The sequence below is a fragment of the Aeromicrobium sp. PE09-221 genome, assembly GCF_002174305.1.
Classification (GTDB): domain Bacteria; phylum Actinomycetota; class Actinomycetes; order Propionibacteriales; family Nocardioidaceae; genus Aeromicrobium.
The window spans coordinates 71,263-96,625 of record NZ_MIJB01000014.1 but is presented as its reverse complement, the minus strand read 5'-3'; the positions used below and the strand labels follow the sequence as shown (position 1 = coordinate 96,625).

The following is a 25,363-nucleotide window of genomic DNA, read 5'->3' as shown; positions in this document are numbered from 1 at the left end:
CTATCGTTTGGCTTTCGAGTGCCATCGTCCGCCAAGGATCACCGTGGCCTAACGCCGGTCACTCGTCGCACGGCGTAAAAAGCTAAGGACGAAGCTGATTATCCAGCGAGTCAAGCAGGAGCGCGAGACCGAACTCGAACTCCGTCTCGTGGTCGATCACAGCCAGGTGCGCGGCAGTGGCCATCACTGCAGGCAGTCCCGAAGCTCGCAGATCGGCTTCCCGCTGCCGGCTCGCTTCAGAGTCGCTGGCACTGAAAGTCGGCGCTGCCCCAACTTCCCTCATCAACGCTCCAATCAGGAAGGCGAGGACGGAGCGCAGAGCATGAACCGCCTTGTCCGATGGATAGCCGGCGGCAAGCAGCGGACCTATCACGGCTTCGATGGGAGCCAGCGCGACGATCGACGGAAGCTGTCGGGTCAGCACCACAGGTGCCGCTCGCGGATGGTCCAGCATGGCCTGCCGGAACTTCCGCGCCATGACCTCCATGCTCTCCCGCAGCCCCTTGTGCTCGCTGTCACCAACGGTCTCGGGAAAGCCGATGGAGGACAACATCATCTCGGCGATGCCGTCGAGCAGTGCGTCCTTACCGTCGACGTGATTGTAGAAACTCATCGGATCGACATCGAGGCGCAACGCCAGCTTGCGCATGCTGATCGCATCGAGGCCCTCCTCGTCAACGAGCGCGAGGGCGGCCTCCAGCACCCGCTGGCGGGACAGGAGCTCGCTCCCCCGCGGCGGGCGTCCTCGTCGAGCGGGCTTGGCTTTGACGCTGCTCATTGGTCCATCATGCCCCACCGTTGCTATTCCTACAACGTAGGTTTAGTCTGTGGCGTGTGTCACCTACAGCGTAGGTTTTCGTTTCATTCCATGCCTGAGAGGAAGTTCCACCCGATGTCCGCCTCCGAGTTTCTCAACAAGCTCCCCGCCGCCTACGACGCCGACGCCGCAGACGGCGCCGAGGGAACCGTCCAGCTCAACGTCTCCACCCCCGCCTACGTCGTCCTCACCAGCGACGGCCTGACCGTCCACGACGGCACCGCCGCCGACCCCGACGTCACGCTCATCGCCTCCGACGAGGACCTCATCTCCGTCCTCCGCGGCGACCTCGACGGCGTCGAGGCCTTCCTCGCCGGCAAACTCCAGGTCGAAGGCGACCTCCAACTCGCCAAGGACATCCCCACCTTCTTCAACCAAGACCAGCTCGCATGAGCCGGATCTTCGGTGCGGTGACCCAGAACGGCTACGTCGTGCGAGACATCCAGACTGCGATGCAGCACTGGGCCGAGAACCTGCATGTCGGCCCGTGGTTCTATGTGCACGACATCCCGATCATGAACTTTCGCTACCGTGGCGTTCCCTCCGATGCCCGGATGAGCGTGGGCATCGCCTACGCCGGCGACCTGCAGATCGAGCTCATCGAGCCGACCAACGACGCTCCGTCGATGTACCGCGACTTCCTCGCCGCAGGCCACGAAGGCCTGCAGCACATCTGCTACGGGACCAGCAACTTCCAAGCCGACTACGACAAGGCACTCGAACTCGGCTACGTGGTCGGCCAGGAGGGCTGTGTGGGCGGCGAGCAAGGTCGCTTCGCCTACTTCGACACCCAGACCCATCCCGGCACCGTGCTCGAGCTGTCCGACCACGGCGGCCCCAAGAAGGCCATCTTCGACTTCATGCGCAAGACGGCTGCCACCTGGGACGGCTCCAGACCCATCCGCCACATGAACTGAGCAGCGGCACCGACATCAACCCACGACTACCAGAAATCGAGCGCCACATGACCGACGCCCACATCCCACTCCCCACCAACGAGCAACTGACCGAGCGAGAGCTCAAGCTGCTCAAGGGCCTTCCGGAGGCCAACGTGTTCCGGATGGTTGCGAACACCTCGGCAAGCCTCAAGCCGTTCTTGGACTTCGCGGGTTCCGTGCTGCTCCAGAACAAGTTCGACCGGCGCCTGCGCCAGCTGGCGATCTTGCGCGTGATTGCGATCTTGGGCTCTGAGTACGCACGGGTCCAGCATGAGCGCATCTCCAAGGTGGTCGGTGTGCCGGAGCAAGACATCGTCACCGCGAACACTCCGGGCTCGACCGAGGGGCTGGACGAGGAGACGCTGCTCGTCCTCGAGGCCGCCGAGGACATCACTCGGAACATCAAGCTTCGTTCCGACCTGCTCGAGCGCCTGCTGGAGCGCTACGGGCGCGAGCAGACCACTGAGTTCGTGCTGGCGATCAGCTTCTACAACCTCATTCCGCGCTTCCTCGAGTCCGCGCGGGTGCCGCTGGAGAGCGAGGCCCTGCTGTGAGTGCACCTGCCACCCCCCGATGGGACCTCGACGACATGCCCGACCTTACCGGCCAGACGTGGCTCGTCACCGGCAGCACCAACGGCCTCGGCTTGGAGACTGTGCGGGTCGCGTCGAGCCGCGGCGCGCGGATCATCCTGGCGGTACGCAACGAGGCCTTGGGGCAGAAGGTTGCCAGCCAACTCGGCGACGCCGATGTGCTGAGGGTTGACTTCTCCTCACAGGCGAGCGTCCAGTCCGCAGCCAACCAGGTCACTGAGCAGGTGGACGTGCTCATCAACAACGCCGGCGCCGCAACGAACTCCCGCCAGGTGAGCGAGGACGGCTTCGAGATGAACCTTGCGGTCAACCTGTTCGGGCCGTTCCGCTTCACCAACCTGGTGCTGCCCCGAGTCAAGCGTCGCGTCGTCGTCGTGGGCTCGATGGCCCACAAGCAGGCCACCTTCGACCTTGACGACCCGCACTTCGAGCGCAGGAAGTGGACCAAGCCTGCAGCCTACGGTCAGTCCAAGCTGGGCGACATGATCTGGGGCGCCGAGCTGTCCAGGCGCATCCACGCCCTGCGGCCGGGTGTCGACGTCCAACTCTCGCACCCCGGCTGGGCTGCAACGAGCCTGACGAACCCGACACCGAGCAAGGCACTCAACCGCCTCTTCGACGTCGGCGTCGCCATGCTCGGACAGCCGCCGACGAAGGGAGCCCTCACCACCCTCTACGCCGCTACCGAGGTGCTGCCGAACAACAGCTACATCGGCCCTGATCGCCTCTACGAATTCCGTGGGCACCCGAAGCCGGTAGGGCGCACCAAGGAGGCATCAGACCCTCGCCTTGCCGCGCACCTATGGGATCTTGTTGATCACGCGACTTCGACGGCCGACGTGGTCGAGACGAAGCCATGAGCAACTTCTCTGACTTCCAGCTCGGTGTCTATCTCGAAGGAATCTTGGGGCAGGCGCCGACCATGCCGTTCACGTTCTCAGAGCTGGAGGCGCAGGCCCAAGAAGCCGTTGTCCCGGACCTGTGGGACTACGTGGCCGGAGGCGCGGGTGACGAGCACACTCAGCAGGGCAACGTCGCAGCATTCGAGCGGCTCGGCATCCGGCCGCGCATGCTGGTCGGGGCTGGACAGCGTGACCAATCAGTCGACCTGTTCGGCATGTCCCTGCCCTCACCGGTGTTCATGGCACCGATTGGTGTTCTCGGTGTCTTGAGCAGCGACGGGCACGGCGACATAGCGGCCGCCAAGGCAGCTGCGGCGACCGGTGTTCCGCTGGTGGGTTCAACCCTGATGCAGGATCCACTCGAAGAGGTTGCGGCCAACTTGGGACAGACGCCTGGCATGTTCCAGCTCTACACCCCCAATGATCGAGAACTCGCCGTGAGCCTCATCTCGCGGGCCGAGTCGGCCGGCTATCGAGCGCTCGTCGTCACCCTCGACACCTGGACGCTGGGTTACAGGCCGCGGGATCTGCGGCACGGCACGTTCCCCCAACTGGGTGGAGCCGGGCTGGCCAACTACACCAGCGACGAGGTCTTCCTCAGACGCCTGCCCGCCGAGCGCCGCGACGATCCGGCCGCGGCGGTCGAGCAGTGGGCGGGAGTCTTCGGCAATCCCACCCTCAGTTGGGCCGATCTGGACTGGTTGCGCGGCAGCACCAGCCTTCCCCTCATCCTCAAGGGCATCTGCGCGGCCGAAGATGTTCGCCAGGCACGTGACGCTGGCGTTGACGGCATCTATTGCTCCAACCACGGGGGTCGTCAAGCCGCGAGCGCGCCGGCACTGACGTTCCTGCCCGAGGTCGTCGCGGCTGCGGGCGACTTGCCCGTGCTCTTCGACTCAGGCGTGCGCAGCGGAGTCGACATCGTGAAGGCACTCGCCCTCGGCGCGACCGCCGTCGGAATCGGTCGTCCGTACGGCTACGGAGCAGCGCTGGGCGCCACCGATGGCATCGTCCACGTCCTCAAGAGTCTCCTCGCGGAGATGGACCTGACCATGGCACTGAATGGGTACGCGAGCATCACGGAACTCCACCCCGACATCCTGCTTCCAGTGCCATGACGAGGACCCGGGTCTGGCTCGTCCTGACCGGCCTCGGTCTCCTCGGAGCGCTCGTCGTACGCGCGCGACAGGTGCGACGAGCAGCACCTGAACTACGAAGAAACGTGCTGCTGTGGTTGCCGACGAGCGTGCGATCGACGGCCTCGTTGCAGATGGCACGACGGGTCATGGGCCGACCGACGCCGCTGATCGGGTCCACGCGCGCACGGCGACTCAACGACCTGCCCGAGGGTCGCGCCATCCACCTGGTCGACGCAGAGGACAGGAGCGGTGTCACGGGCGCTCTCCTGTGGATCCACGGAGGAGGACGGCTCTTTGGTTCGCCCAGATCAGAGTACGAGAAGGGCAGCTTCCTTGCCGTCAAGGCGGGCGTCCTGGTCGCGCTGCCGCAGTATCGGACCGCGCCTGAGGACCCCTTTCCCTGCGCAGTCGACGACTGCATGGCCGCGCTGCGCTGGTTGCGCGCCAACGCCGCGGCCCTCGGGGTCGATCCTGAGCGCATCGCAGTCGGTGGGGACTCTGCCGGCGGAGGCCTTGCGGCCGAAGTTGCCCAGCGGGCGCAGGACGAAGGGATACCGGTCTCGTTGCAGATGCTGCTCTACCCGATGCTTGATGACCGCACCCGCGCATCCCGCGGTGGACGAGGGCGATTGATCTGGACGGCGGCATCCAACCGCTTTGCCTGGGCGCAGTACCTGCAGGACGCGCAAACCCTCGAAGGCTCAGCCGCCAGGCGAGAGGACCTTCGCGGACTTGCGCCTGCTTGGATCGGAGTCGGGGATCTCGACCTTTTCTACGACGAGGTGCATCTGTACGGCGCACGACTGCGACGAGCCGGCGTGCCCTGCGAGGTCCACACCGTTCCAGGCATGTACCACGCCGCGGATGTGATGGTGCGTCCACAGCCGCCGACGATGACCGCGCTCTGGGAGACCATGGCCAGGACCCTGCGGGAGGCCGTGGGGCACGAGGGTGAGGTGACGCGGCCCTCATGACACGCACGATCGTCGACCGAGTCATCTCCGCCCCGCGTCCACTGGTGTTCACCTGGCTCTCCGACGCTGGACGCTACTCGTCTTCCAGCACGGTGCTGCGCGCCCGATGGCTAGCCGCTGGCGCCCGGTTCCCCTTCGGTGTCCATGCAGTACGCAGCCTCATCAGCTCGACTGGATGGTTCCGAGAAGAGATCACCAGCTACGTTCCCGGCGACTCGATCGGCTACGTCATTCGAGCGGCCTTCCCTCCCGTCCGCGGCTCAGGCCATGTCCGTCTGCTCGATGACGCACAGGGCACCAGGGTAGTCTGGTCGTCGCACATCGAGCTCGCTCTGCCCGGCTGGGCTCACGGGCCGGCCGGGTACCTCGTCCAGCGATCCGCGCAGCGCCTACTCAGCGGAATTCTCGACGCGGCAGAGCAGGAACTTGCCACCTGAGCAGCTCTCCCGGGTTGAAATATCTACGCCGTATGTTTATGGTGTGATGTGCATTACCTACGCCGTAGGTTCTTGAACTGAAAGGTCCCACCCCGATGTCCGCCTCCGAGTTTCTCAACATGCTGCCCCCCGCCTACGACGCCGAGGCCGCCGACGGCGCCGAGGGAACCGTCCAGCTCAACGTCTCCACCCCCGCCTACGTCGTCCTCACCAGCGACGGCCTGACCGTCCACGACGGCACCGCCGCCGACCCCGACGTCACGCTCATCGCCTCCGACGAGGACCTCATCTCCGTCCTCCGCGGCGACCTCGACGGCGTCGAGGCCTTCCTCGCCGGCAAACTCCAGGTCGAAGGCGACCTCCAACTCGCCAAGGACATCCCCACCTTCTTCAACAAGGACCAGCTCGCATGAGCCGGATCTTCGGTGCGGTGACCCAGAACGGCTACGTGGTGCGCGATCTGGACTCCGCGATCAAGCACTGGGTCGATGCCCTTGGAGTTGGCCCGTGGTTCTACTTCGAGGACGTCCAGGTCGAGGACTTCCGGTACCGCGGCGAGCCATCTGACGCCCGGATCAGCGTGGCTCTGGCCAACTCCGGCGATCTGCAGATCGAGCTGATTCAGCCCAGCAACGACGCCCCGTCGATGTACCGCGACTTCCTCGCCGCCGGCCACGAAGGCCTCCAGCACATGTGTTACTGGACCACCGAGTATCAGGATCTCTACGACAACGCAATTGATCTCGGCTACGTGGTTGGGCAGGAGGGAAAGATCGGGGGCGAGCACGGGCGATTCGCCTACTTCGAGACTCAGGGACATCCCGGCACCGTCGTGGAGATCTCTGACGTCAGCGGCCCCAAACGGGCGGTGTTCGACTTCATCCGGAAGTCGTCGATCGGCTGGGACGGGTCCAAGCCGATCCGCCCGATGGGAGGCAAGTGACCATGCGTGCCATCATTGCCGGAACCAATGGTCCGGCGATCGGCGAGTTCGACAAACCCTCGCCTGGCCCGGGATTCGTCCTCATCAAGCTCCGCGCTGCTGCACTCAACCGGGCTGATCTGTCGATGCTCACTGGGGACAGCCACGGCCTCATGGGGGGTGTCGGACAGCCGCTCGGCCTCGAATGGTCCGGAGAGGTAGTCGAGCTCGGAGACGGCGTCACCTCTGCCTCGGTTGGCGACCGGGTCATGTCGGCCGGGCCACGTGCATTCTCGGAGTATCTGGTCACCAAGCCCGAGTGGCTCCACCCGATCCCCGCCACCCTCTCCTACGAGGAGGCGGCCGGGCTTCCGGTCTCGATGCAGACGATGCATGACGCCGTGGTCACGCTCGGCGGCCTCGTCGCGGGCGAGTCGGTGCTGATCCAAGGTGCCAGCTCGGCGATGGGTCTCATGGGTCTGCAGGTCGCCAAGCGCTTCGGTGCGGCCACGGTCATCGGCACCTCCACCACAGCGGCGAGACGGGAACGACTCACGGAGTTCGGGGCCGACCTTGCCCTGGACCCCACGGACCCCGAATGGGTCCGCGGCGTCCTGCGCTCGACCAAGCGCAAGGGCGTCGACCTCTCCGTCGACCTCGTTGCGGGACGACTGGTCAACCAGACGATCCAAGCCACCCGCGTGGCTGGACGGCTGATCAACATCGGGCGCATGGGCGGCAACAAGGTGGAGATCGACCTCGAAGAGCACTCGGCGCGCCGCATCCAGTACTTCGGGACCACGTTCCGCAGTCGAACCCTCGGCGAGATCGACGAGGTCATCGCCAGCGCCCGCGAGGCGCTGCTGCCGGGTATCGCCGACGGGAGCTTGCGGATGCCGGTCGACCATGTCCTCAAGGCAACCGAGTACGAGGCTGCGTTCGCCCGTATGGCAGCAAATGAACATCTCGGCAAGATCATCATCAACCTGGAGGACCTCGCGTGACCAAACCATTCATTCCTCTGCCGACCGACGAGGAGCTTTCCGAGAAGGAGTTCAAGCTGCTCAAGGGCATTCCCGATGCCAACATCTTCCGGGCTGTCGCCAACACGACTGCGAGCTTGAAGCCGTTCCTTGAGTTCGCCGGCTCGATCCTGTTGCAGAGCAAGTTCGACCGACGCCTGCGTGAGCTCGCGATCCTGAGGATCGCGACCATCACCAGCTCGAAGTATGAATGGGTCCAGCACGAGCGGATTGGCAGGATCGTCGGTCTGAGCGACGACGAGATCGCACGAGTGAGCGTTGACGGACCCGTGCGTGGGTTCGACGAGGAGACGCAGTTGGTCCTCGACGCCGCTGAGGACATCACACTCAACATCCGACTGCGCGATGACCTGCTGGAGGCGCTACTCGATCGCTACGGCCGCGTGCAGACCACCGAGCTGGTCCTGTGCGTCAGCTATTTCAACCTCGTGAGTCGGTTCCTGGAGTCGGCGCGGGTGCCACTTGAGGACAGTGCGATTCTCTAGCGCATCTGAATGCGAAGAGGGCCTGGCGAGCACTTCCGCCAGGCCCTCTTCGCGTTCCCGCCTGTTTCCCTCCCGTCAGGGAGCAACCTTCACGGGAACGCGGCGGTAGTGCAGTTGAGGATCGGTCACAGGTCCGTGGCGTAACAGTTTCGTGTCCTTGCGGTAGTCCTGCGGCATGACCCACGGAGCGTCAGCCCCCTGGCGGGGAAGTCGATCGATCGCGCGCTGGACGTAGCCCGCGTCGAAGTCCATCAAAGGGCGAGTCGCGAACTCGCCACCAGGGAGCTCTGGCGCCACAACGTCATAGCCGTGAACGTCCATGTAGTCGAGGATGCGAACGAGATGCTCGGCGACGAGCCCGACCTTCAGGGTCCACGAGATGTTGGTGTAGCCGATGGCGAATGCGAAGTTGGGAGCACCACTCATCAGCATCCCCTTGAAGGCGACCGCCTCGGTGAGGACCAGCGGTTCACCGTCGATGACGAGGTCCATGCCCCCCAGTGCGAGCAGATCCAAGCCCGTAGCCGTGACCACGATGTCGGCCGGAAGCTCCTCACCCGATTCAAGGAGAAGGCCGTCGGCGGTGAAGGTCTTGATTCGGTCGGTGACGATGGAGGCGCTGCCTTCAGAGATGGCCGTGAAGAGATCTCCGTCTGGCACCAGGCAGAGCCGTTGGTCCCAAGGGTTGTACGGCGGGTTGAAGTGCGCGTCGACGGGATAGCCCTTCGGCAGCTTCGACTCAGTCAGCTTGCGGATGGCCTTGCGAACTATCGACGGGTGACGCTGGGAGACGTTGAAGATGCCTCGCGCTTGGGCGACATTCTTCTGCCGGGCAATGGCGTGGCCGCGCTTGGGTCCGAGCACCCTTCGCAGGCCATTGGCGATGGGGTCACCGCCCGGAACCGGAAGGATGTAGCTCGGAGTCCGCTGCAACATCGTGACGTGACCAGCGAGGGGCGCCATCGCAGGCACGAGGGTGACGGCGGTCGCGCCGCTACCGATGACCACAACGCGCTTGCCTGCATACTGCAGGTCGTCCGGCCACGCTTGGGGATGGATGATCTGCCCGTTGAACGACGCCGCTCCCGGGAACTCCGGTGAATACCCTGCGTCGTAGTTGTAGTAGCCGCTGGCGCAAAACAGCCACTTGGTTCGCAGGAGCACCGTCTCTTCGCCATGTTGAGCGGTTACCTCCCAACAGCCGTCCTCACTTGTCCATACCGCGCGGATGACCTTGTGGTTGTACCGGATCGTGGGAGCGAGGTCGTACTCGGCCACGGTTTCGCGCAGGTAACTGAGAATGGCCGAAGCGGGTGCGATGGCTCGTTTGTCGGTCCACGGCTTGAAGTCGTAGGCGAAGGTGTAGAGGTCGGAGTCGGACCGGATCCCGGGGTACTTGAACAGGTCCCAGGTTCCTCCGATGGCGTCGCGGGCCTCCAACATGACGAAGCGTGTGCCCGGCCTCTCTCGTTGCAGCGTCGCTGCGATGCCGATTCCAGATAGGCCGGCTCCGACGATGATGAAGTCCAGTTCGTCGACTTCCACGTTGAGCGTTGTGTCGCCCATGTCTCCTCCACGCGTTCGGAAATACCTACAGCGTAGTTTACCTACGGAGTAGGTAAAAGTCTATGAGTCAGATTCTCCAGGCCTCGACGTTTCGCCAGCGCGTCCACCGTGGCGCCAGCTCGGGTAGAAGCACGGCGTAATCGAACGACGAGTTGGCTAGCAAGAACCTGACGTTCGTGCTGCCGGCACGCGGTCACAGCAATCGGCCGGGCACACCTACTCGGCGGGACTGCCCGACCCGCCAGTCCTGTCGACCAAAAGAAGCCCGCGCTACAACGTGCCGCGCAGAAGGGCGCTTCGGCTCCTCATCGCGGCCTCTGAACTCGACAGCCACGGATGCCTCCCGGCGACCGCCTAGAGAAGTTGGACGTCACCGCGCCGGCCAGCACTCCCATACGCATTAGCGATCGGTACCGGATCTGCTTCGCCTGGACCGACACCGGTCCAGACGACGTCGAGATCACCGACTACCACCGTGCACCACCAGAGGAGACGAACATGGCCACCACGACGAAGGCACACGACCCGATCACCCCGGGTGAGATCCTGCTGACCGAGTTCCTGAAGCCGCTGAGCATCAGCCAGTACCGCCTCAGCCAGGCCACCGGTCTCCCCCAGACCCGCATCAGCCAGATCGACCGAGGCAAGCGCGCCATCACCACCGACACCGCCCTTACCGACTACAACGTGGAGGTCGAGCGCGATCTGCACGCCGACGAGCTCGGTAAGGTCACTGCCTTGGTGGCGAGCTGAACTCGTCAACGTGCGGCCCCGTGGGGGCCCCAACTCAAGCTCAGACGGTGTTTGCCCAGGTCAGCCTTGGTGGGTGGATCACTATGACGACATCTAGGACGTAAAGCGCCTCTGACCTGCACAAACACTGTCTGAGCAGGTCGTCAGTCCTCAATCTGTCCTCGGCAGCAGCCGAAAAGAGGGCCGGTGGGAGTCGCCATGACTCCCACCGGCCCTTCGACAATTCGCCGGCGCCACCCGGTCCCTCAATCTGCGTTAGCCATGTCTGCGCCATCGGCGCCCGAGCATCGTCGCACCTCTTTGTCATCGCGGCGGTGAGGTGCCTCTCTGGGCGTGAACCCACGACGGCATCTGCTCAGGCAGCCGGCTGCGTTGCCTAGCACGACTGTCGGTCCGGACCTCGGCTTCCCCAGCCGAGAGCACGCCGAGGTCCTCGAGAACGTCCTGGGCACTGGTCACCATCGTGGCCAGGCCGGCGCGAAGCAGATCATGCGTGCCTGCCGAGGTGATGCTGCTGACGGGGCCGAGAGCTCGGGGACCAGCAGCTCACCGCCGAGGCTCTGGCCGCGCAGGTCGAGGAGCTCGGCGAGGAGCCCATCGTCCGCCCGCAGACGACCGGCCTGCTCGACCCGCTCACCCGGCTTGTGCCCGGCTTGAACCGCCCCGGCGAGTCCGGAGACTTCGACCCTTGGGAAGGATGGAGTCATGTCAGGGAGAACGTCTACGAGGTACCCGGTCGAGTTGCGTGAGCGGGCGGTCCGGATGGTCACCGAGATCCGCCGATCACGAGTCGGAGTGGGCCGCGATGACCAAGGTCGCTGAGTTGCTGGGCGTCGGGACGCCGGAGACGGTGCGCAAGTGGTGTCGCCAGGCGGAGGTTGACGCTGGTCGGCGGTCGGGGATGACGTCCGAGGAGTCGGCCGAGTTGAAGCGGTTGAAGCGGGAGAACGCCGAGCTGAAGCGGGCCAACGCGATCCTGCGGAGCGCGTCGGCTTTCTTCGCGGCCGAACTCGACCGGCCACAGCGCTGATCGTGCGTTACATCGACGAGCACGTCGGTGTCCGCGACGGCGACGGTCTGCGATGGGGTGTCGAGTCGATCTGCGACCAGCTCACCAAGCTGGGCTGCAAGATCGCCCCCGCGACCTACTACGAACACCGCGGCCGCCGGCCGACCGCTCGTGAGCAGCGCGATGCCGAGTTGAGGCCCGCGATCGAGCAGGTGCATGCGGACAACTACGGCGTCTACGGAGCGCGGAAGGTCTGGTTGACGCTGAACCGCCAACGGCCCGCCGGTGCGGCGCCGATCGCGCGGTGCACGGTCGAGCGGCTGATGGGCGAACTCGGGCTGGCCGGAGCGGTCCGCGGGAAGGTCAAACGCACCACGATCAGCGACCCGAAGGCCCCGAAGCCGCTGGACTTGGTCGACCGGAACTTCGCGCCGCTGGCGCCGGATCGGCTCTGGGTGGCCGACTTCGAGCGCCACGAGGCGTTCTTGGACCTTGTGGTGGTGAAAGGACACCGCTGGATGCCTGTCGCAGCAGGCATCTGATAGCTGGAGGACGGTCGTCTGCTCAGGCATGTGGGCGGGTGGTGGAGCAGTCCTCGACAACGACGAGTCGTATCAGTACTGCCAGATGGTGCGGGCTCGGCTAGCGAGACGGAGAGGCATACGTGAGGAACCAGTGGCTGAAAGCCCCTCAATCCAACCCACCAGCCCAAAACCTGGCGGACATGGGCTGGGTCGCATCGCGCACCTGGGCGGCTTCGGTCGTGCGGGGAACTCTGGGAGTGGGTGATGTCGCCGGTCCGGAGGCCACGATGAATGCCTGCGGCGTAGTCGTGGCGATGGTGCAGGGGCATAACTGGGTGCCGATCCCGTCGAATGGTCCAAGAAGGAACGTGGGAACTGTCCCGGCTCTGCCGGTCGTCTGCCGCAGCCAGCGGCAGACGACTTGGCTGAACGCATGGCCTGTTGATCGGGCCGGGATGGGGCGGAGGACTCGTAGTAGTCCGGGGTCGGGAAAGCCGACCACATGGCGAAGGGGTCCAGCATGTTTCGCAGTAGCGGATGCAGGCAAGGAGACACACTGGTGAATACGGGTGTTTCGTGGCCGGTCGACACGCAGTCGGCGTGGGCGCGAGTACTTGGGATGCAAACGAAACTGCACCGTTGGGCGGCGGCCGATCCTGGTCGTCGTTTCGATGATGTGTTCACCCTCGTCCATGATCCTGCGTTCCTGATGGCAGCGTGGGATCGGGTGCGGGGCAACAAGGGCGGCCGCACTGCCGGCGTCGACGGGGTCGTGCCTTGTTCGATACCGGCCGACCGTGTGGTCGCGATGCTCGCCGATTTACGTGAAAGCGTGAAGTCGGGAGCATTCACGCCTGAGCGGGTCCGGCAGAAGCAGATCCCCAAAGCGAATGGCAAGACGCGTTCGCTGGGGATACCGACGATGACGGACCGGATCGTGCAGGCGTCCCTGAAGATGGTGATGGAACCGGTCTTCGAAGCCGACTTTGAACCATCGTCGTATGGTTTCCGGCCGAGAAGAAGAGCGCAGGACGCGATCGCTGAGATTCATTTCTATGCCTCGGGCACCCGGAACTATGAATGGGTGTTCGAGGCCGATATCAAGGCGTGTTTCGACGAGATCGACCACACGGCCCTCATGGGCAGGGTGCGAGATCGGATCGGGGACAAACGTGTGCTGCGGCTGGTCCGCGGGTTCTTGAGAGCAGGTGTCCTCTCCGAGGATGGCCTGAGCAGGGACACCATCACCGGCACCCCGCAAGGAGGGATTCTGTCACCGTTGCTGGCCAACATCGCCCTGTCCGTTCTGGACGAGCACTTCGCTGCGAAGTGGGATGCTCTCGGTCCGGAATGGACACGCGCGAAGCACCGGCGTGCTGGAGGCGCGACAATGAAACTCATCCGCTATGCCGATGACTTCGTTGTTCTTGTCCACGGCAACCGCGCCGATGCCGAAACGCTGTGGGGTGAGACAGCAGCGGTGCTCGAACCGATGGGTTTGCGCCTGTCGGCCGAGAAGACCCGCCTGACACATATTGACGAAGGGTTCGACTTCCTCGGCTGGCGCATCCAGCGTCGGCATATTCGAGGACACTCGGCCGAGAAGACTGCGGTCTATACCTACCCATCGAAGAATTCGCTGGCTTCGATCAAGGACAAGGTCAGACGCATGACTCGGCGAGCATCACATCGAACGCTGGCAGACCTGCTGCGCCGGTTGAACCCGGTGCTGCGGGGCTGGTGCACCTACTTTCAGCACGGGGTATCGAAACGCGTCTTTGACTATCTCGATCACTTCGCCTTCTGGCGGATCGTGGGCTGGTTGAAGAAACGTCACCCCAAACTGAACATGGGCACCCTCATCAGGCGTCACCTTCCCGGATGGGAGATCCGCGCCGAAGGGATCGAGTTCTACCGCTGCTGGCAGCATCCAGTAACTCGCTACCGGTATCGAGGAACGAAGATTCTCACACCATGGGGACCAGCAGCCACGGCATGAACATGTGGAGAGCCGGATGCGGTGGAAGCCGCACGTCCGGTTCGGAGGGCGGGCAGGAGAAACCCACCAGCCGAAAGGCTGACAGGGCGCTCCTGTCCGACCCCTACACCTACTGCTCAACGTGGTCGGGCTGGTGCTACACCGCGTTCGTGATCGACGCCTACGCCCGCCGGATCCTGGGCTGGGCGGTCTCGACCACGATGACCAGCCAGTTCGTCGTCGATGCGGTCGACCAGGCGATCTGGACCCGGCACCGCGACGGCCGCGACCTGGCCGGGCTGATCGCCCACCACGACCACGGAGTTCAGTACCTGTCCGTGGCCTACACAGAACACCTCGCCACCGCTGGCATCAAACCCTCGACCGGAGCAGTCGGATCGTCGCACGACAACGCCCTGGCCGAGTCGGTGATCGGGCTCTACAAGACCGAACTGATCAGAGCCCGTCGTCCTTGGAAGGGGCTCGACGACCTCGAGATCGCGACCGCCGAATGGGTCGACTGGTTCAACCACCGACGCCCGTTCGAATACTGCGACGACCTCACACCCGTCGAAGCCGAACGGGCACACTACGCTCACCACCAGACCCCAGCACCCGCTGGAGTCTCAAACTAGAAACTCTCCGGACTCGCCGGGGCGGTTCAGCTAGGGCGTGGCTCCTTAATCGAGCGGGGTTGGGCGGGGATGGTTGACGTATGTCGCGTCTTGCCGTGTTGTCGGATGCTCAGTGGGCTCGGATCGAGCCGGTGATGCCGTCTTCTGATGGGCAGCGTGGTCGGCCGTTTCGGGATCATCGGCAGGTGGTCGAGGCGATCATCTATCGGCTCCGCACGGGGATCGCGTGGCGTGATCTGCCGGCCCAGTTCGGTCCGCATCAGACTGCTTCGAAGCGTCATCGGCGGTTCAGTGCTGACGGAACGTGGGACGCGATCCATGCCCGGCTGGTGGCTGAAGCCGACGCCGCGGGGGAGGTCGACTGGACCGTCAGCGTGGATTCGACGATCAACCGTGCCCACCAGCACGCGGCAACCTTGGGCCGCCTCGAGGAGCCGGCTGGCCGCCGACCCGCACGGCGCACAGGGGGCTGAGTCGAATCACACGAATCTGCGCGCCGAGCCACCCGATCACGGCCTCGGGCGTTCTCGTGGCGGGCTGAGCACGAAGATCCATCAGCTCGTCGACGGTCGTGGCCGTCCATTGGTGATCGCCGTGACGCCGGGCCAGGCCGGCGACTCGCCGATGCTCGCGACGCTGCTGTCACACCTGCGGGTCAAACGCCTTGGTCCCGGGCCGGCCAGGACCAGACCCGATGCGCTGGTCGGGGACAAGGCCTACTCCTCGCGGGCGATCCGTGCCGACCTGCGGTCGCGGCGCATCACCGCGGTGATTCCGCAGCCATCTGACCAGATCCGCCACCGCCGGGCCCGCGGATCAGCAGGCGGCAGACCACCGGCCCTCGATGCCGAGATCTACCGCGGACGCAATGTCATCGAGCGTTCCTTCAACGACCACAAGCAGTGGCGCGGCATCGCCACCCGCTACGACAAACTCGCCCGCGTCTACCGAGGAGGCGTCGTCCTGAGAGCCATCACCCTCTGGCTACGCGAATAAGGAGCCGCACCCTAGGTGTGGTGTCCGGGCAGGTTGTTGAGTCTGCTGGCTGGTGGTTGGCCGCCGATGGCGGAGTGGGCTCGGTGGTGATTGTAGTAGTGCAGCCAGTGCGGTAGCGCGGTTCGGCGTTCGGTTTCACTGGAGTAGAGACGGGCGTAGGCCCAGCCGTCGGCCAGGGTGCGGTGGAACCGTTTCGATCTTGCCGTTGGTTTGGGGCCGGTAGGGGCGGGTTCGTTTGGGCGTGATGTCCAGTTCGGTGCAGGCGTCGCGACATGCGTGGGAGATGTAGGCGCTGCCGTTGTCGGAGAGCACCCTTTCGACGGTGACGCCGCGTTCGGCGAACCAGGTGACCGCGCGTTGCAGGACCCCGATCGCGGTGACGGCTTTCTCATCGGCGCAGATCTCGGCGTAGGCGAGCCGGGAGTGGTCGTCGATGACGGTGTGCACGAACCCGGTCCCGAGTCGTGGTTCGGAGTTCTTGCTCCGTCCCGCGTCGGCGGTGGCGATCCGGTTGGCGCGGCCTTGGGTGACGCCCACGAACCGGTGCCCGCCGCCGTCAGGGATATTGCCGAATTTGGTCACGTCGACGTGGATCAACGAACCCGGATAGGGGTGTTCGTAGCGACGGATCGTCTCTCCGGTGGAACGATCCAGGTAGGTAAGCCGGTTCAGCCGGCATCGCACCAGCACCGCGTGGACCGTCGAGGGCGCCAGCGCGAGTTCGTGGCCGATCTGGACCGGCCCCAGCCGGTGCCGCAGCCGCCGCCGCACGATCTGGCGCGTCAGTTCCAGCGAGGTCTTGGTCGGGCTCGAGTGCGGACGGCTCGACCGATCGGTCATCGCGGCCATACCCTCAGCCCGATACCGTGCCGCCCACTTGCGTGCAGTGACAGTCGAGATCATGAACATCTTTGCGGCCGCCACGACCGGCCAGCCGTCATCAACGATCAACCTGGCAAGACGAAGACGAGCTTTGGGAGTGAGCGCAGCGTTAGCGTGGACCATGAAGGCCTCCTGGGTGAGAAACGGTTCTTAGACAGCTCCACCCTCACCCGGAGGCCTTCACCTATCCAGCACCCAACCCGAAACAACGTCCCCGGACACCACAGCTAGCGTGGTCCGGCCGGCACGGACGGGGAGGACGGCGCACCCGGCGAGCCCGGCGTCATGGGCGAGCGCGGACCGCCCGGAGAACCCGGAGCCAACGGGGAGCCCGGAGCTCAAGGGCCCGGCGGATCGACCGGCCAAACCGGCCCCGCCGGCCCCCAGGGCGCACGAGGCGAGACCGGACCGCGCGGCGAGCAGGGCCCCACCGGCCGCGGCGTCGAGCGGTGCGACTGCATCGACGGCGACGTGACCGCCACCTACTCAGACGGCACGACGCAGCCCGTGCCCGGCCTCGTCTGCATCCCAACACCAGAACCACCAACAGAGGAGTGAGAGATGAACCCCGAAATCCCCACACGCCCGGAGGAGCCGGAAAGCTTCGACGATCCAGCACTGCTGGCCGACGACGAGGAGACCGACGATGAGTAACTGGCGACACGTCTCAAGCAAGCTCGGCAACATCGACCCCGCCACCCGCTCGGTCGCGAAGGAGATCTACAACGCAGCCCGCAAGCCCGGACACGAGATCTGGTTCATGTGGGGCATGGGCTCCATGCGGCGAGCATCGCACCGGCCGTGCCCTGGACCTGATGGTCCACAACAAGGCCGCTGGCGACTGGATCAACGCCCACGTGTGGCGGCATCGCGTCCGGCTCCGGCTACAGCACGTCATCTGGTGGCAGCGGATCACCTTGACGACCAACCGGCCCGGCGTCGCGCGGCTGATGGCTGATCGGGGTAACTCCACGGCCAACCACAAGGACCACCCGTACATCCTGCTGAACCCGGGCCGGTACCGGGCCCCGAAGGATGCGGGCGCTCAGTACACGGTGAAGAAGGACACGATCGTGCGCACCGGTCCCGGCGCACACCACGCTGCCGTCCGTTCTGGTGGCGGGCCGAAGCGAGCTCGGAAGGGCTCGACGTTCACGGCCGTGGGATCAGGGCGTGACCGGAAGGGCGCGGGCTGGCGCGAGGGCGTCAACGGCGGGTGGCTCCCGGTCCGTCGACTCAAGAGGGGAGGAAGTGAATCATGGACGTGAGGAACACCATCGAGCGCGAACCAGTCGCGCTGTCCGGCGCGGTCGTCGGCGTCGTCATTGCCGGTGTCGCGCTGTTGACCGCGTTCGGGATCAACGTCACCGAGGCGCAGGCCACGGGGATCGTCGGGTTCGTCTCCGCGGGGGCGGTGCTCGGGTCGGTGCTCTACGCACGCCGGAAGGTGACGCCGATCGCGCCCGGGAACGGGAAGCGGATGAAGCTCGACACCGAGTGACCCGGCACAGCACGAGGCCCCCACCATCGGGGTGGGGGCCTCGTCACGTCTGCGTCAGTCGATCAGCAGAGCCCGAGCAGCGTCGGGCGTCGACAGGTCCGTGCGGAACGACACCGAGTCGCTCGACGTGACCACCGTCAGGTCGGCCAGCGCGGGGCCGAACTTGGTCTTCACCGAGTTCACCCGCGACCGCGGGATCGTCACCGTCTCCCGACCGAACCGGATCCACGGCCACGCAAGGAACGCCATACCGAAGGAGCAGATCAGGATCAGCTTCGTGATCCAGTTCGCGTACCGACGCTCGTACGTCAGCTGCAACGCTGACACCCGCACCACTGGACGCGTCCCCAGCTGCACCAACCTGAACTCGACCTGATCCGTCATGGCCTGCACCCTCTCATGTCCGCGGCTCACGCCGGAGCCGCCATCATCGCCGCACGCACATCGTCATCCGGCACCAACGTGTACGCAGCCGTCGTCTCGGGCCTCGCATGCCCCAGCAGCTCCTGCACTGCCCGAAGGTCACGAGTCACCCCGTACGCCACCGACCCGCAACGGTGACGCAGCGCGTGAGCCGAGTAGTCCCCGAGCTCAGCAGACATCAGCTTGGCCAGATGGTGGCCGGTCAGGTGACCACCGTGCGCTGACGGGAACAGCCATCCGGCCGGCCCGGCACGGATGACCTCGGCGAGCTCGGCCAGCGCGGGCACGACACGCACGTGGCCACCCTTCCCCGTCACCCGCAGCGACCAGCCCACGAGATCCCTCACGAGATCCTCGCGGCGTGCTCGCGCGATCTCCGACCGTCTGAGACCCATCGCCCCACCGAGCAGCAGAGCGAGCCGTACCCGCTCGTCAGCAGACGCGAGCGCCGCCCTGTACGTCGCCTCGTCCACCGGGCGCGGGTTCCCCCGCGGCACCCGCACCGGCGGCAGCAGATGGGCCGGCGACTCCGTGACGCGGCCGGTGGCCATCGCCCACGAGCAGAACGACCGCAACGACTGCCGGTACGACTTCCGTGTGTTCGCAGCCCAACCCTGACCGGCGAGCCACTGCACGAGGTAGTCGAACGTGACGGTCCACGGTCCGCGGGTCATGTCGGCGGCGAGGCGCTGTAGGTGGTAGGTCCGCAGGTTTCGGGTGGTCTCGGGTGCGCCCGCGGCGGTCATGTAGGTGGTCCAGTCCTCGATGGTCTTTCTCCCAGGTATCCATCCCGGATGCTAGGGAGAGCCGTGTCACAGTTGCACCCTGAGTGTTCGCAGCTCCCCCTGATCGGTCGATGTGGGAAGGCCGTCGGGCAGGCACAGTCGGCATGCACGGTCGCCGGTACGACGGTTCTCGGGCGGGGACCAGTCGAAGGTCAAGCGGGGCCAGCGCTGGCACCCTCGCCGGTGGACGAGGACGACGCCCTGCGCGCTCACGCCGTACCTGAACTCACTCATCACGCCCTCCGTCTGCACTATGCTCCGAGTCGGTCGATAGAGGGTCCCGTGGTAGCCCCAAATGCTCACGCCAAGCGCGGTGTCTCGGGTTCGCGAGGTCGGCACGCATCTTCTCGCGCCACTCGGCGATGTACCGCTCGGCACGATCGACAGCCTCCTCCCGGGTGGCGTAGGCCAGACCCTGCACCTGCCGGGTGCTGGCACGCCCGTGCTCGTCGATCGACTTCAGGATCGGCACGTAGGGCCACTGCGGGTTCCGACCGCGCTTCACAGCCGGAGCAGATCCGAACTCGTACTCCGCGACCACTACGTCGATCTGATCGCCGATCGCGTCTCGGATCGCGGCGGTCCGGTCCTGCTCTCGCTGCTGCATCTCGTCCCACGCACTCATCGGATATCAACCTGATCGGTCGATCGAAGGCGACGCGCGCGACGGGCACGGCACCCGGCCGCATCCACGCACAACCAGCAATCGGGAGCCGTCAACAGCCGCACCCACCGCAGGCCAGCCGTCGCACCACAGTCCTCACATGCCCGACCGAGCAACGGTGAGGCGTGGGCGTACCCGTAGAAAGCGTCCTCGTCGTACTCCACCAGCGCGCCGCTCATGCTGCACGCTCCGCGACCGCGACCCGCCGACGTCCATGCAGGTCAGAGACGTTATCTCCATGATCCGCGGGTTGTGGGTTCGAGTCCCACGGGGCCAACCGTCACCGCTCCTACGCATCACTTCAGATACCACCGCAGCTCGGCCATGGCCTCGTCGAGCAGGGTCGTGATGCTGCTGCTCTGTTGTTCGAGCCAGGATTCGTAGGCCGACAGAGCCAGCGCGAGGCTGACGTGGCCGACGGTACGTGGGAGTGCGTCGGTCGGGTCCTGGCCAGTTCTTCGTGCCACGAACTCGACAATCACTCGTCGCCAGTCGGCGTAGCGCAAGACCGAGTGGGCTTGGAGCGACGGGGTGGACAGGATGAGTCTCATCCGGTCGCGGTGGGGCGGGCGCGCGTCGTCGGGGAAGGCGTTAAACGTCACCACGCTGCGGTGCACTGCTTCGTGCAGGGCGATGTCGCGCGGCGCCTGGTCCAGGATGAGCCGGAATGCCTCGAGTGTTCGGTCGAACTGCCCCCACGGGATGTCGTTCTTGGACGGAAAGTAGCGGAACAGTGTGCGCCGGCCGACCCCCACTGCGTCTGCGATGTCACCCATGGTGGTCTGGTCGAAGCCGCGATCGGTGAACAGGTCGAAGGCGGCCTGCTCGATCTCAGCGTGTGAGGTGGCGCCGGGGCGGCCGACCGTCGTCCGCGGCGGTGCGCTTTCCGGCGTCATGGCCGGACGATAGCAATGTGCTGCAGACCCTTGCATTGTGGCGCTGAGTGCCATTAATGTGTGGGCCACATCACGATCCACACGATGGAGGAGTCATGGAGCCAACTTCCACGCAGCACGACGCCGCCGATACCACGACCGAGGTCGAGGTGGAGTCCTTGATCGAGGAGGTCTCCATCGACGGCATGTGCGGCGTCTACTGAGGAGATCGAGATGGCCGAGATCCTCGACGAGGCCTGGAGTCTCTCACCATCGGTCGCCCTGCGCCCGGAGCCTTTCGGTGCATTGGCCTATCACTTCGGAAACCGCAAGCTGACCTTCCTCAAGCGTCCCGAGTTGGTGACCGTGGTGCGTCTGCTCTCAGACCATCGTGACGTGCGCGACGCGCTGGACGCTGCCGGCGTCCCCGAGGGTCAGTACGGGACATACGCCGCTGCACTGCAGGCTCTGGCCGAGACTGACATGATCCGACGTCGCGACCAGGAGGCGGCATGACCATCCTGCAGACGCGTCCGGAAGCTCTGCGACCGTCCGGTGGGACGCTCATCGAGCAGTTCGAGTACGGATTGGATGCACCGATCTGCCTGACGTGGGAGTTGACCTACGCGTGCAACCTGGCCTGCGCGCACTGCCTGTCGTCGTCGGGGCGGCGCGACCCGCGCGAGTTGAGCACCGAGCAGTGCAAGGCAGTGATCGACGAGCTCCAGCGCATGCAGGTCTTCTACGTCAACATCGGCGGCGGCGAGCCCACCATTCGCCCGGACTTCTGGGAGCTGCTGGGGTACGCCGTCGATCACCAGGTGGGCGTCAAGTTCTCCACCAACGGGGTGCGGATCACTCCCGAGCGCGCGCGGTGGCTGGCCTCGACCGACTACGTCGACGTCCAGGTTTCTCTCGACGGCGCAACTGCTGAGGTGAACGACTACGTCCGGGGGCCGGGTTCCTACGACACTGCGTTGCGGGCGTTGGCCAACCTGCAGGACGCGGGTTTCGCCGACGCCAAGATCTCGGTGGTCTGCACACGGCAGAACATCGGCCAGCTCGATGAGTTCAAGGCGATCGCCGACCGCTACGGCGCGACTCTGCGGCTCACCAGGCTGCGACCCTCGGGCCGTGGAGCGGACGTGTGGGACGAGTTGCACCCGCTGCCAGAGCAGCAGCGCGAGCTCTACGACTGGCTCATGGCCAACGGCGAGTCCGTGCTGACCGGGGATTCCTTCTTCCATCTGTCGGCGTTCGGTGAGAGTCTGCCGGGACTCAACCTGTGCGGCGCCGGACGGGTGGTGTGCCTGATCGATCCGATCGGTGACGTCTACGCCTGTCCGTTCGCGATACATGAGGAGTTCCTTGCCGGAAACGTGCTCGCCGACGGTGGGTTCGGCCAGGTCTGGCAGCGCTCGGCGCTGTTTACCGAGCTGCGATCCCCCCAGACCGGCGGCGCGTGCTCGTCCTGCGCGTTCTTCGACAGTTGCCGGGGTGGCTGCATGGCAGCCAAGTTCTTCACCGGCCTGCCCCTGGACGGACCCGATCCGGAGTGCGTCCAGGGCTACGGCGAGGCCGCGCTCGCAGACGACCGCTCGATCCCGGCGGCCAGCCAGGATCACTCCCGGCGGATGCCAACTCGCAACGAGCCGGTCATGCTCACGCTGCAGCGCCGCGAGGACGCGGTCGTCGCGGCGGCGACGCCTCCGGTCTCGGCTTGCGCGGAGAACCCTCTGGCGGGGTTCGTCGCTCCCTTGGAGGGGATCACGTCATGAAGTTGAACCCCTGGAAGCAGAACCCGTGGTTCGAGTCCGTCGCCGTCGCCCAGCGACGAGCGCGCAGGCGACTGCCGCGTCCAGTCTACGACGCGCTCGTCGCCGGGTCCGAGCGTGGCCAGTCGATGTCTGACAATGAGGCCGCCTACACCGAGCTCGGACTTGCTCCCCATGTGGCCGGGCACCAGGCCAAGCGCGACCTGGCCACCACGGTGATGGGCCAGCAGATCTCCTTCCCGGTCGTCATGTCCCCGACCGGCGTCCAAGCGGTTCACCCCGACGGCGAGGTCGCGGTGGCCCGCGCCGCGGCGGCACGCGGCACAGTCATCGGGTTGAGCAACTTCGCCAGCCGGTCGGTCGAGGATGTGGTGGCCGCCAACCCGCAGACCTTCTTCCAGATGTACTGGACAGGTGACCGCGATGTGATGATTCAGCGAATGGAGCGTGCATACGCTGCTGGCTCGGTGGGGCTCATCGCGACCTTGGATTGGTCCTTCTCGATGGGTCGCGATTGGGGGAGCCCGGAGATCCCGGAGAGGGTCGACTTCAGGACAGCTGTGAGGCTCGCGCCGCAGGTTGTGCGAAAGCCGCGTTGGCTCACCTCGTTTGCCCGCAATCTGCCCGACCTCACGGCACCGAACCTAGCTGCGCCGGGTGAATCAAAGGGGCCGACCTTCTTCGGTGCCTACTACGAGTGGATGACCACCCCTCCGCCGACGTGGGACGACGTGGCGTGGATGCGTGATCAGTGGAGCCAACTGAGCGGCAAGCCGTTCATGCTCAAGGGGGTCTGCCGCGTTGACGACGCCCGGCGAGCGGTGGACTGCGGCGTCGACGCATTGTCGGTCTCCAACCACGGCGGCAACAACCTCGACGGGACGCCTGCCCCGATCCGCGTGCTCCCATCGATCTCGAACGCGGTCGCAGACCAGGTCGAGGTACTCCTCGACGGCGGCATCCGTCGCGGCAGCGACGTCGTCAAGGCGCTCGCGCTCGGGGCGAGGGCCGTGATGATCGGACGTGCCTACCTGTGGGGATTGGCTGCCAACGGCCAGGCCGGTGTCGAGAACGTGCTGGACATCCTGCGCAGCGGCATCGACTCGAGTCTCCTCGGCCTAGGGCGCTCGTCGATCCACGAGCTCTCGCCCACTGACGTGGTGGTCGCCCCGGGCTTCAGGCGCGAACTCGGTCCGGCGGGTACGTCATGAGAATCAGTTTGGCTGAGGCAGTGTGGACCGAGATCCCGGCACGCCCCACGGTCGTCGTACCAGTCGGGTCGCTCGAGCAACACGGACCGCATCTGCCATTGGAGACCGACACCGTGATCGCCCAAGCCGTGTCCGACGCCTTGGCTGAGGCCATGGACGAGGTCGTACTCGTGGCTCCGCCGATCAGCTACGGGTCCAGCGGCGAGCACCAATCGTTCCCCGGGACGAGTTCCATCGGCGGCAAGGCGCTTCACGGTGTCGTGGTCGAGCTCGTGCGCTCGATCGCCACCTGGGTCGGTCGGACGGTCTTCGTCAACGCCCACGGCGGAAACAGCAGCACTCTCGGTTCCGCCGTGGCGCTCATGGTCGACGAGAGGCATGAGGTGGCCTGGGTACCCTGCGTGACGGAGGGTGCCGACCTGCATGCTGGAATCACCGAGACCTCGCTCATGCTTCATCTCCGACCGGGTACGGTCAGAACGGACATGGTCGAGCCGGGCGAGACCCGGCCACTGCGCGAGATACTCCCCTTGATGATGGCGGGAGGCATCGGCGCAGTGTCGCCCAACGGCGTGTTGGGCGATCCCACCGGCTCCACGGCGAGCCGCGGAGAGGCCGAGTTCAATGCGATCGTCGCCGACGTCACCGCCCGTGTCTCCGAATGGCGGCGAGACGACCACGGCATGCTCCGCAGTCGTACTGGAATCAGGGTGTGAGCGAGGTCGTCGAGCGCGTCGCTCTGGTCACCGGCGCGGCCCGCGGGATCGGCGCGGCCACCGTCGACTCTCTCCACGAACGCGGCTACGCGGTCGTCGCCCTCGACTCGTGCGCGGGCCCGGACGGACCCGGCTACCCGTTGGCGACACCGCAGGAGTTGGCAACCCTGCGTGCCGGACGAGAGGACAGGATCATCACGGTCGAGTCCGACGTCCGTGACCATCACGGGATCGCGCAGGCCGTGGACGCCGCGATCGCACGGTGGGGACGACTCGACGTCGCCGTCGCTGCCGCAGCCGTGATCGCCGGTGGCCGACCTCTGTGGCAGACACCCGCGACGGACCTCGAGCTGCTCTGGGACGTCGACGTCAAGGGAGTGTGGAACACCGCTGCCACCGCCGTACCCGCCATGCTGGCAGGCCCCGACCCGGCGGGCTGCCGGTTCATCGCCGTGTCCTCAGCCGCGGGCACACACGGGCTCTTCCGGCTCGCCGCCTACAACGCTGCCAAGCATGCAGTCGTCGGCTTGGTCAAGGGTCTGGCTGCGGACCTGGTCGGCACCGGAGTCACCGCTGTGGCTGTCTCACCCGGCTCCACCGATACGGCGATGCTGCGGGCCACCGTCGCCCTCTACGACGATGTAGGCGGCACCGGGGAGCTCGGACGGCATGGACTGATCCGCCGCGTGATCGCACCCCGCGAGATCGCCGCCACGATCGCGCACTGCGCTTCGCTCGACGGGGGCATCCTCAACGGCACCACCGTCCACGCCGATGGCGGCTTCGTCCCGTGACCCTTGGCCTTCCGGACGATGCACGC

The 25,363-nt window shown here is 65.7% G+C and carries 28 protein-coding genes and 4 pseudogenes; 24 read left to right on the top strand and 8 right to left on the bottom strand.

Annotated elements, in window-relative coordinates:
* Positions 1-82: 82 nt before the first annotated feature.
* Positions 83-703, bottom strand: coding sequence for a TetR/AcrR family transcriptional regulator C-terminal domain-containing protein (locus tag BHE97_RS08035; RefSeq protein WP_236757587.1), 621 nt, complete (start codon positions 701-703; stop codon positions 83-85).
* Positions 704-868: 165 nt separating this feature from the next.
* Here BHE97_RS08035 and BHE97_RS08030 point away from each other — a divergent pair, with 165 nt between their 5' ends.
* From BHE97_RS08030 to BHE97_RS07980, 11 genes are all read left to right on the top strand, one after another.
* Positions 869-1,210 carry an SCP2 sterol-binding domain-containing protein gene (locus BHE97_RS08030; protein WP_170931327.1) on the top strand — a complete coding sequence of 114 codons (342 nt, stop codon included), beginning with the start codon at positions 869-871 and terminating at the stop codon, positions 1,208-1,210.
* Positions 1,207-1,734 carry a VOC family protein gene (locus BHE97_RS08025; RefSeq protein ID WP_087623514.1) on the top strand — a complete coding sequence of 176 codons (528 nt, stop codon included), beginning with the start codon at positions 1,207-1,209 and terminating at the stop codon, positions 1,732-1,734. The genes BHE97_RS08030 and BHE97_RS08025 overlap by 4 nt, the downstream gene beginning before the upstream one ends.
* 47 nt (positions 1,735-1,781) lie before the next feature.
* On the top strand, positions 1,782-2,309 hold the full coding sequence (locus tag BHE97_RS08020) for a carboxymuconolactone decarboxylase family protein (RefSeq protein ID WP_087623513.1): 528 nt from the start codon (positions 1,782-1,784) through the stop codon (positions 2,307-2,309).
* Positions 2,306-3,208: an SDR family NAD(P)-dependent oxidoreductase gene (locus BHE97_RS08015; RefSeq protein WP_201791354.1), complete on the top strand. Its 903-nt coding sequence runs from the start codon at positions 2,306-2,308 to the stop codon at positions 3,206-3,208. The genes BHE97_RS08020 and BHE97_RS08015 overlap by 4 nt, the downstream gene beginning before the upstream one ends.
* Positions 3,205-4,368, top strand: a complete 1,164-nt coding sequence (locus BHE97_RS08010; RefSeq protein ID WP_087623512.1) for an alpha-hydroxy-acid oxidizing protein — start codon at positions 3,205-3,207, stop codon at positions 4,366-4,368. Before BHE97_RS08015 ends, BHE97_RS08010 begins: the two co-directional genes overlap by 4 nt.
* A complete protein-coding gene (locus tag BHE97_RS08005; protein ID WP_087623511.1) occupies positions 4,365-5,363 on the top strand; it encodes an alpha/beta hydrolase in 999 nt (332 codons plus the stop codon). Before BHE97_RS08010 ends, BHE97_RS08005 begins: the two co-directional genes overlap by 4 nt.
* Positions 5,360-5,800: an SRPBCC family protein gene (locus BHE97_RS08000; RefSeq protein ID WP_087623510.1), complete on the top strand. Its 441-nt coding sequence runs from the start codon at positions 5,360-5,362 to the stop codon at positions 5,798-5,800. The genes BHE97_RS08005 and BHE97_RS08000 overlap by 4 nt, the downstream gene beginning before the upstream one ends.
* 95 nt (positions 5,801-5,895) lie before the next feature.
* Positions 5,896-6,213, top strand: a complete 318-nt coding sequence (locus BHE97_RS07995) for an SCP2 sterol-binding domain-containing protein (RefSeq protein WP_087623509.1) — start codon at positions 5,896-5,898, stop codon at positions 6,211-6,213.
* Complete coding sequence (locus tag BHE97_RS07990; RefSeq protein ID WP_087623508.1) at positions 6,210-6,743, top strand: VOC family protein; 534 nt, start codon at positions 6,210-6,212, stop codon at positions 6,741-6,743. Before BHE97_RS07995 ends, BHE97_RS07990 begins: the two co-directional genes overlap by 4 nt.
* A gap of 2 nt (positions 6,744-6,745) precedes the next feature.
* Positions 6,746-7,726 (top strand): zinc-binding dehydrogenase, encoded by a 981-nt coding sequence (locus tag BHE97_RS07985; protein ID WP_087623507.1) that lies wholly within the window; start codon positions 6,746-6,748, stop codon positions 7,724-7,726.
* Positions 7,723-8,250, top strand: a complete 528-nt coding sequence (locus BHE97_RS07980; RefSeq protein WP_087623506.1) for a carboxymuconolactone decarboxylase family protein — start codon at positions 7,723-7,725, stop codon at positions 8,248-8,250. Before BHE97_RS07985 ends, BHE97_RS07980 begins: the two co-directional genes overlap by 4 nt.
* 75 nt (positions 8,251-8,325) lie before the next feature.
* On the opposite strand, the gene BHE97_RS07975 is transcribed toward BHE97_RS07980, so the two are convergent.
* The gene (locus BHE97_RS07975) at positions 8,326-9,816 is read right to left on the bottom strand and encodes an NAD(P)/FAD-dependent oxidoreductase (protein WP_087623505.1); all 1,491 of its coding nucleotides are present in this window, start codon (positions 9,814-9,816) and stop codon (positions 8,326-8,328) included.
* A gap of 498 nt (positions 9,817-10,314) precedes the next feature.
* On the opposite strand from BHE97_RS07975, the gene BHE97_RS07970 reads away from it, so the two are divergent.
* Positions 10,315-10,569 carry a HigA family addiction module antitoxin gene (locus tag BHE97_RS07970; RefSeq protein WP_087623562.1) on the top strand — a complete coding sequence of 85 codons (255 nt, stop codon included), beginning with the start codon at positions 10,315-10,317 and terminating at the stop codon, positions 10,567-10,569.
* A 455-nt stretch (positions 10,570-11,024) separates the two neighbouring features.
* Here the strand turns inward: BHE97_RS07970 and BHE97_RS07965 are convergent, their stop codons facing one another.
* Positions 11,025-11,276 (bottom strand): hypothetical protein, encoded by a 252-nt coding sequence (locus tag BHE97_RS07965; protein WP_140400051.1) that lies wholly within the window; start codon positions 11,274-11,276, stop codon positions 11,025-11,027.
* On the opposite strand from BHE97_RS07965, the pseudogene BHE97_RS20675 reads away from it, so the two are divergent.
* The 4 genes and pseudogenes from BHE97_RS20675 to BHE97_RS07940 all read left to right on the top strand — a co-directional run.
* Positions 11,275-12,039: pseudogene (locus tag BHE97_RS20675) on the top strand (IS3 family transposase); the annotation flags it as partial. The gene BHE97_RS07965 and the pseudogene BHE97_RS20675 sit on opposite strands and share 2 nt — an antisense overlap.
* A gap of 622 nt (positions 12,040-12,661) precedes the next feature.
* Positions 12,662-14,101: a group II intron reverse transcriptase/maturase gene (gene ltrA, locus BHE97_RS07950; protein ID WP_236757586.1), complete on the top strand. Its 1,440-nt coding sequence runs from the start codon at positions 12,662-12,664 to the stop codon at positions 14,099-14,101.
* Between the two features lie 107 nt (positions 14,102-14,208).
* Positions 14,209-14,715: pseudogene (locus tag BHE97_RS07945) on the top strand (DDE-type integrase/transposase/recombinase); the annotation flags it as partial.
* 80 nt (positions 14,716-14,795) lie between these two features.
* Positions 14,796-15,711 (top strand): annotated as a pseudogene (locus tag BHE97_RS07940) (IS5 family transposase).
* A gap of 11 nt (positions 15,712-15,722) precedes the next feature.
* On the opposite strand, the pseudogene BHE97_RS07935 reads toward BHE97_RS07940, so the two are convergent.
* Positions 15,723-16,716, bottom strand: a pseudogene (locus tag BHE97_RS07935) (IS481 family transposase).
* Between the two features lie 692 nt (positions 16,717-17,408).
* Here BHE97_RS07935 and BHE97_RS07925 point away from each other — a divergent pair.
* Positions 17,409-17,861 (top strand): hypothetical protein, encoded by a 453-nt coding sequence (locus BHE97_RS07925; protein WP_087623498.1) that lies wholly within the window; start codon positions 17,409-17,411, stop codon positions 17,859-17,861.
* A complete protein-coding gene (locus BHE97_RS07920) occupies positions 17,852-18,094 on the top strand; it encodes a hypothetical protein (protein WP_087623497.1) in 243 nt (80 codons plus the stop codon). The genes BHE97_RS07925 and BHE97_RS07920 overlap by 10 nt, the downstream gene beginning before the upstream one ends.
* 54 nt (positions 18,095-18,148) lie before the next feature.
* On the opposite strand, the gene BHE97_RS07915 is transcribed toward BHE97_RS07920, so the two are convergent.
* The 4 genes from BHE97_RS07915 to mftR all read right to left on the bottom strand — a co-directional run bounded on the left by BHE97_RS07915 (position 18,149) and on the right by mftR (position 20,862).
* On the bottom strand, positions 18,149-18,478 hold the full coding sequence (locus BHE97_RS07915; RefSeq protein ID WP_087623496.1) for a hypothetical protein: 330 nt from the start codon (positions 18,476-18,478) through the stop codon (positions 18,149-18,151).
* A 26-nt stretch (positions 18,479-18,504) separates the two neighbouring features.
* Positions 18,505-19,263 (bottom strand): tyrosine-type recombinase/integrase, encoded by a 759-nt coding sequence (locus BHE97_RS07910; protein ID WP_087623495.1) that lies wholly within the window; start codon positions 19,261-19,263, stop codon positions 18,505-18,507.
* Positions 19,264-19,528: 265 nt separating this feature from the next.
* A complete protein-coding gene (locus tag BHE97_RS07905) occupies positions 19,529-19,927 on the bottom strand; it encodes a hypothetical protein (RefSeq protein WP_087623494.1) in 399 nt (132 codons plus the stop codon).
* Positions 19,928-20,262: 335 nt separating this feature from the next.
* Positions 20,263-20,862: a mycofactocin system transcriptional regulator gene (mftR, locus tag BHE97_RS07900; protein ID WP_087623493.1), complete on the bottom strand. Its 600-nt coding sequence runs from the start codon at positions 20,860-20,862 to the stop codon at positions 20,263-20,265.
* A gap of 95 nt (positions 20,863-20,957) precedes the next feature.
* On the opposite strand from mftR, the gene mftA reads away from it, so the two are divergent.
* The 6 genes from mftA to BHE97_RS07870 are packed head-to-tail and all read left to right on the top strand — an operon-like array spanning position 20,958 to position 25,337.
* Positions 20,958-21,065 carry a mycofactocin precursor MftA gene (gene mftA / locus BHE97_RS07895; protein ID WP_140400045.1) on the top strand — a complete coding sequence of 36 codons (108 nt, stop codon included), beginning with the start codon at positions 20,958-20,960 and terminating at the stop codon, positions 21,063-21,065.
* A gap of 10 nt (positions 21,066-21,075) precedes the next feature.
* Positions 21,076-21,357, top strand: a complete 282-nt coding sequence (gene mftB / locus BHE97_RS07890) for a mycofactocin biosynthesis chaperone MftB (protein ID WP_087623491.1) — start codon at positions 21,076-21,078, stop codon at positions 21,355-21,357.
* Positions 21,354-22,619, top strand: a complete 1,266-nt coding sequence (gene mftC / locus BHE97_RS07885; RefSeq protein WP_087623490.1) for a mycofactocin radical SAM maturase — start codon at positions 21,354-21,356, stop codon at positions 22,617-22,619. Before mftB ends, mftC begins: the two co-directional genes overlap by 4 nt.
* Positions 22,616-23,827 carry a pre-mycofactocin synthase MftD gene (gene mftD / locus BHE97_RS07880; protein WP_087623489.1) on the top strand — a complete coding sequence of 404 codons (1,212 nt, stop codon included), beginning with the start codon at positions 22,616-22,618 and terminating at the stop codon, positions 23,825-23,827. Before mftC ends, mftD begins: the two co-directional genes overlap by 4 nt.
* Positions 23,824-24,543, top strand: a complete 720-nt coding sequence (gene mftE, locus BHE97_RS07875) for a mycofactocin biosynthesis peptidyl-dipeptidase MftE (RefSeq protein ID WP_087623488.1) — start codon at positions 23,824-23,826, stop codon at positions 24,541-24,543. The genes mftD and mftE overlap by 4 nt, the downstream gene beginning before the upstream one ends.
* Positions 24,540-25,337, top strand: a complete 798-nt coding sequence (locus BHE97_RS07870) for a mycofactocin-coupled SDR family oxidoreductase (protein WP_236757585.1) — start codon at positions 24,540-24,542, stop codon at positions 25,335-25,337. The genes mftE and BHE97_RS07870 overlap by 4 nt, the downstream gene beginning before the upstream one ends.
* The last annotated feature ends 26 nt before the right edge of the window (positions 25,338-25,363 follow it).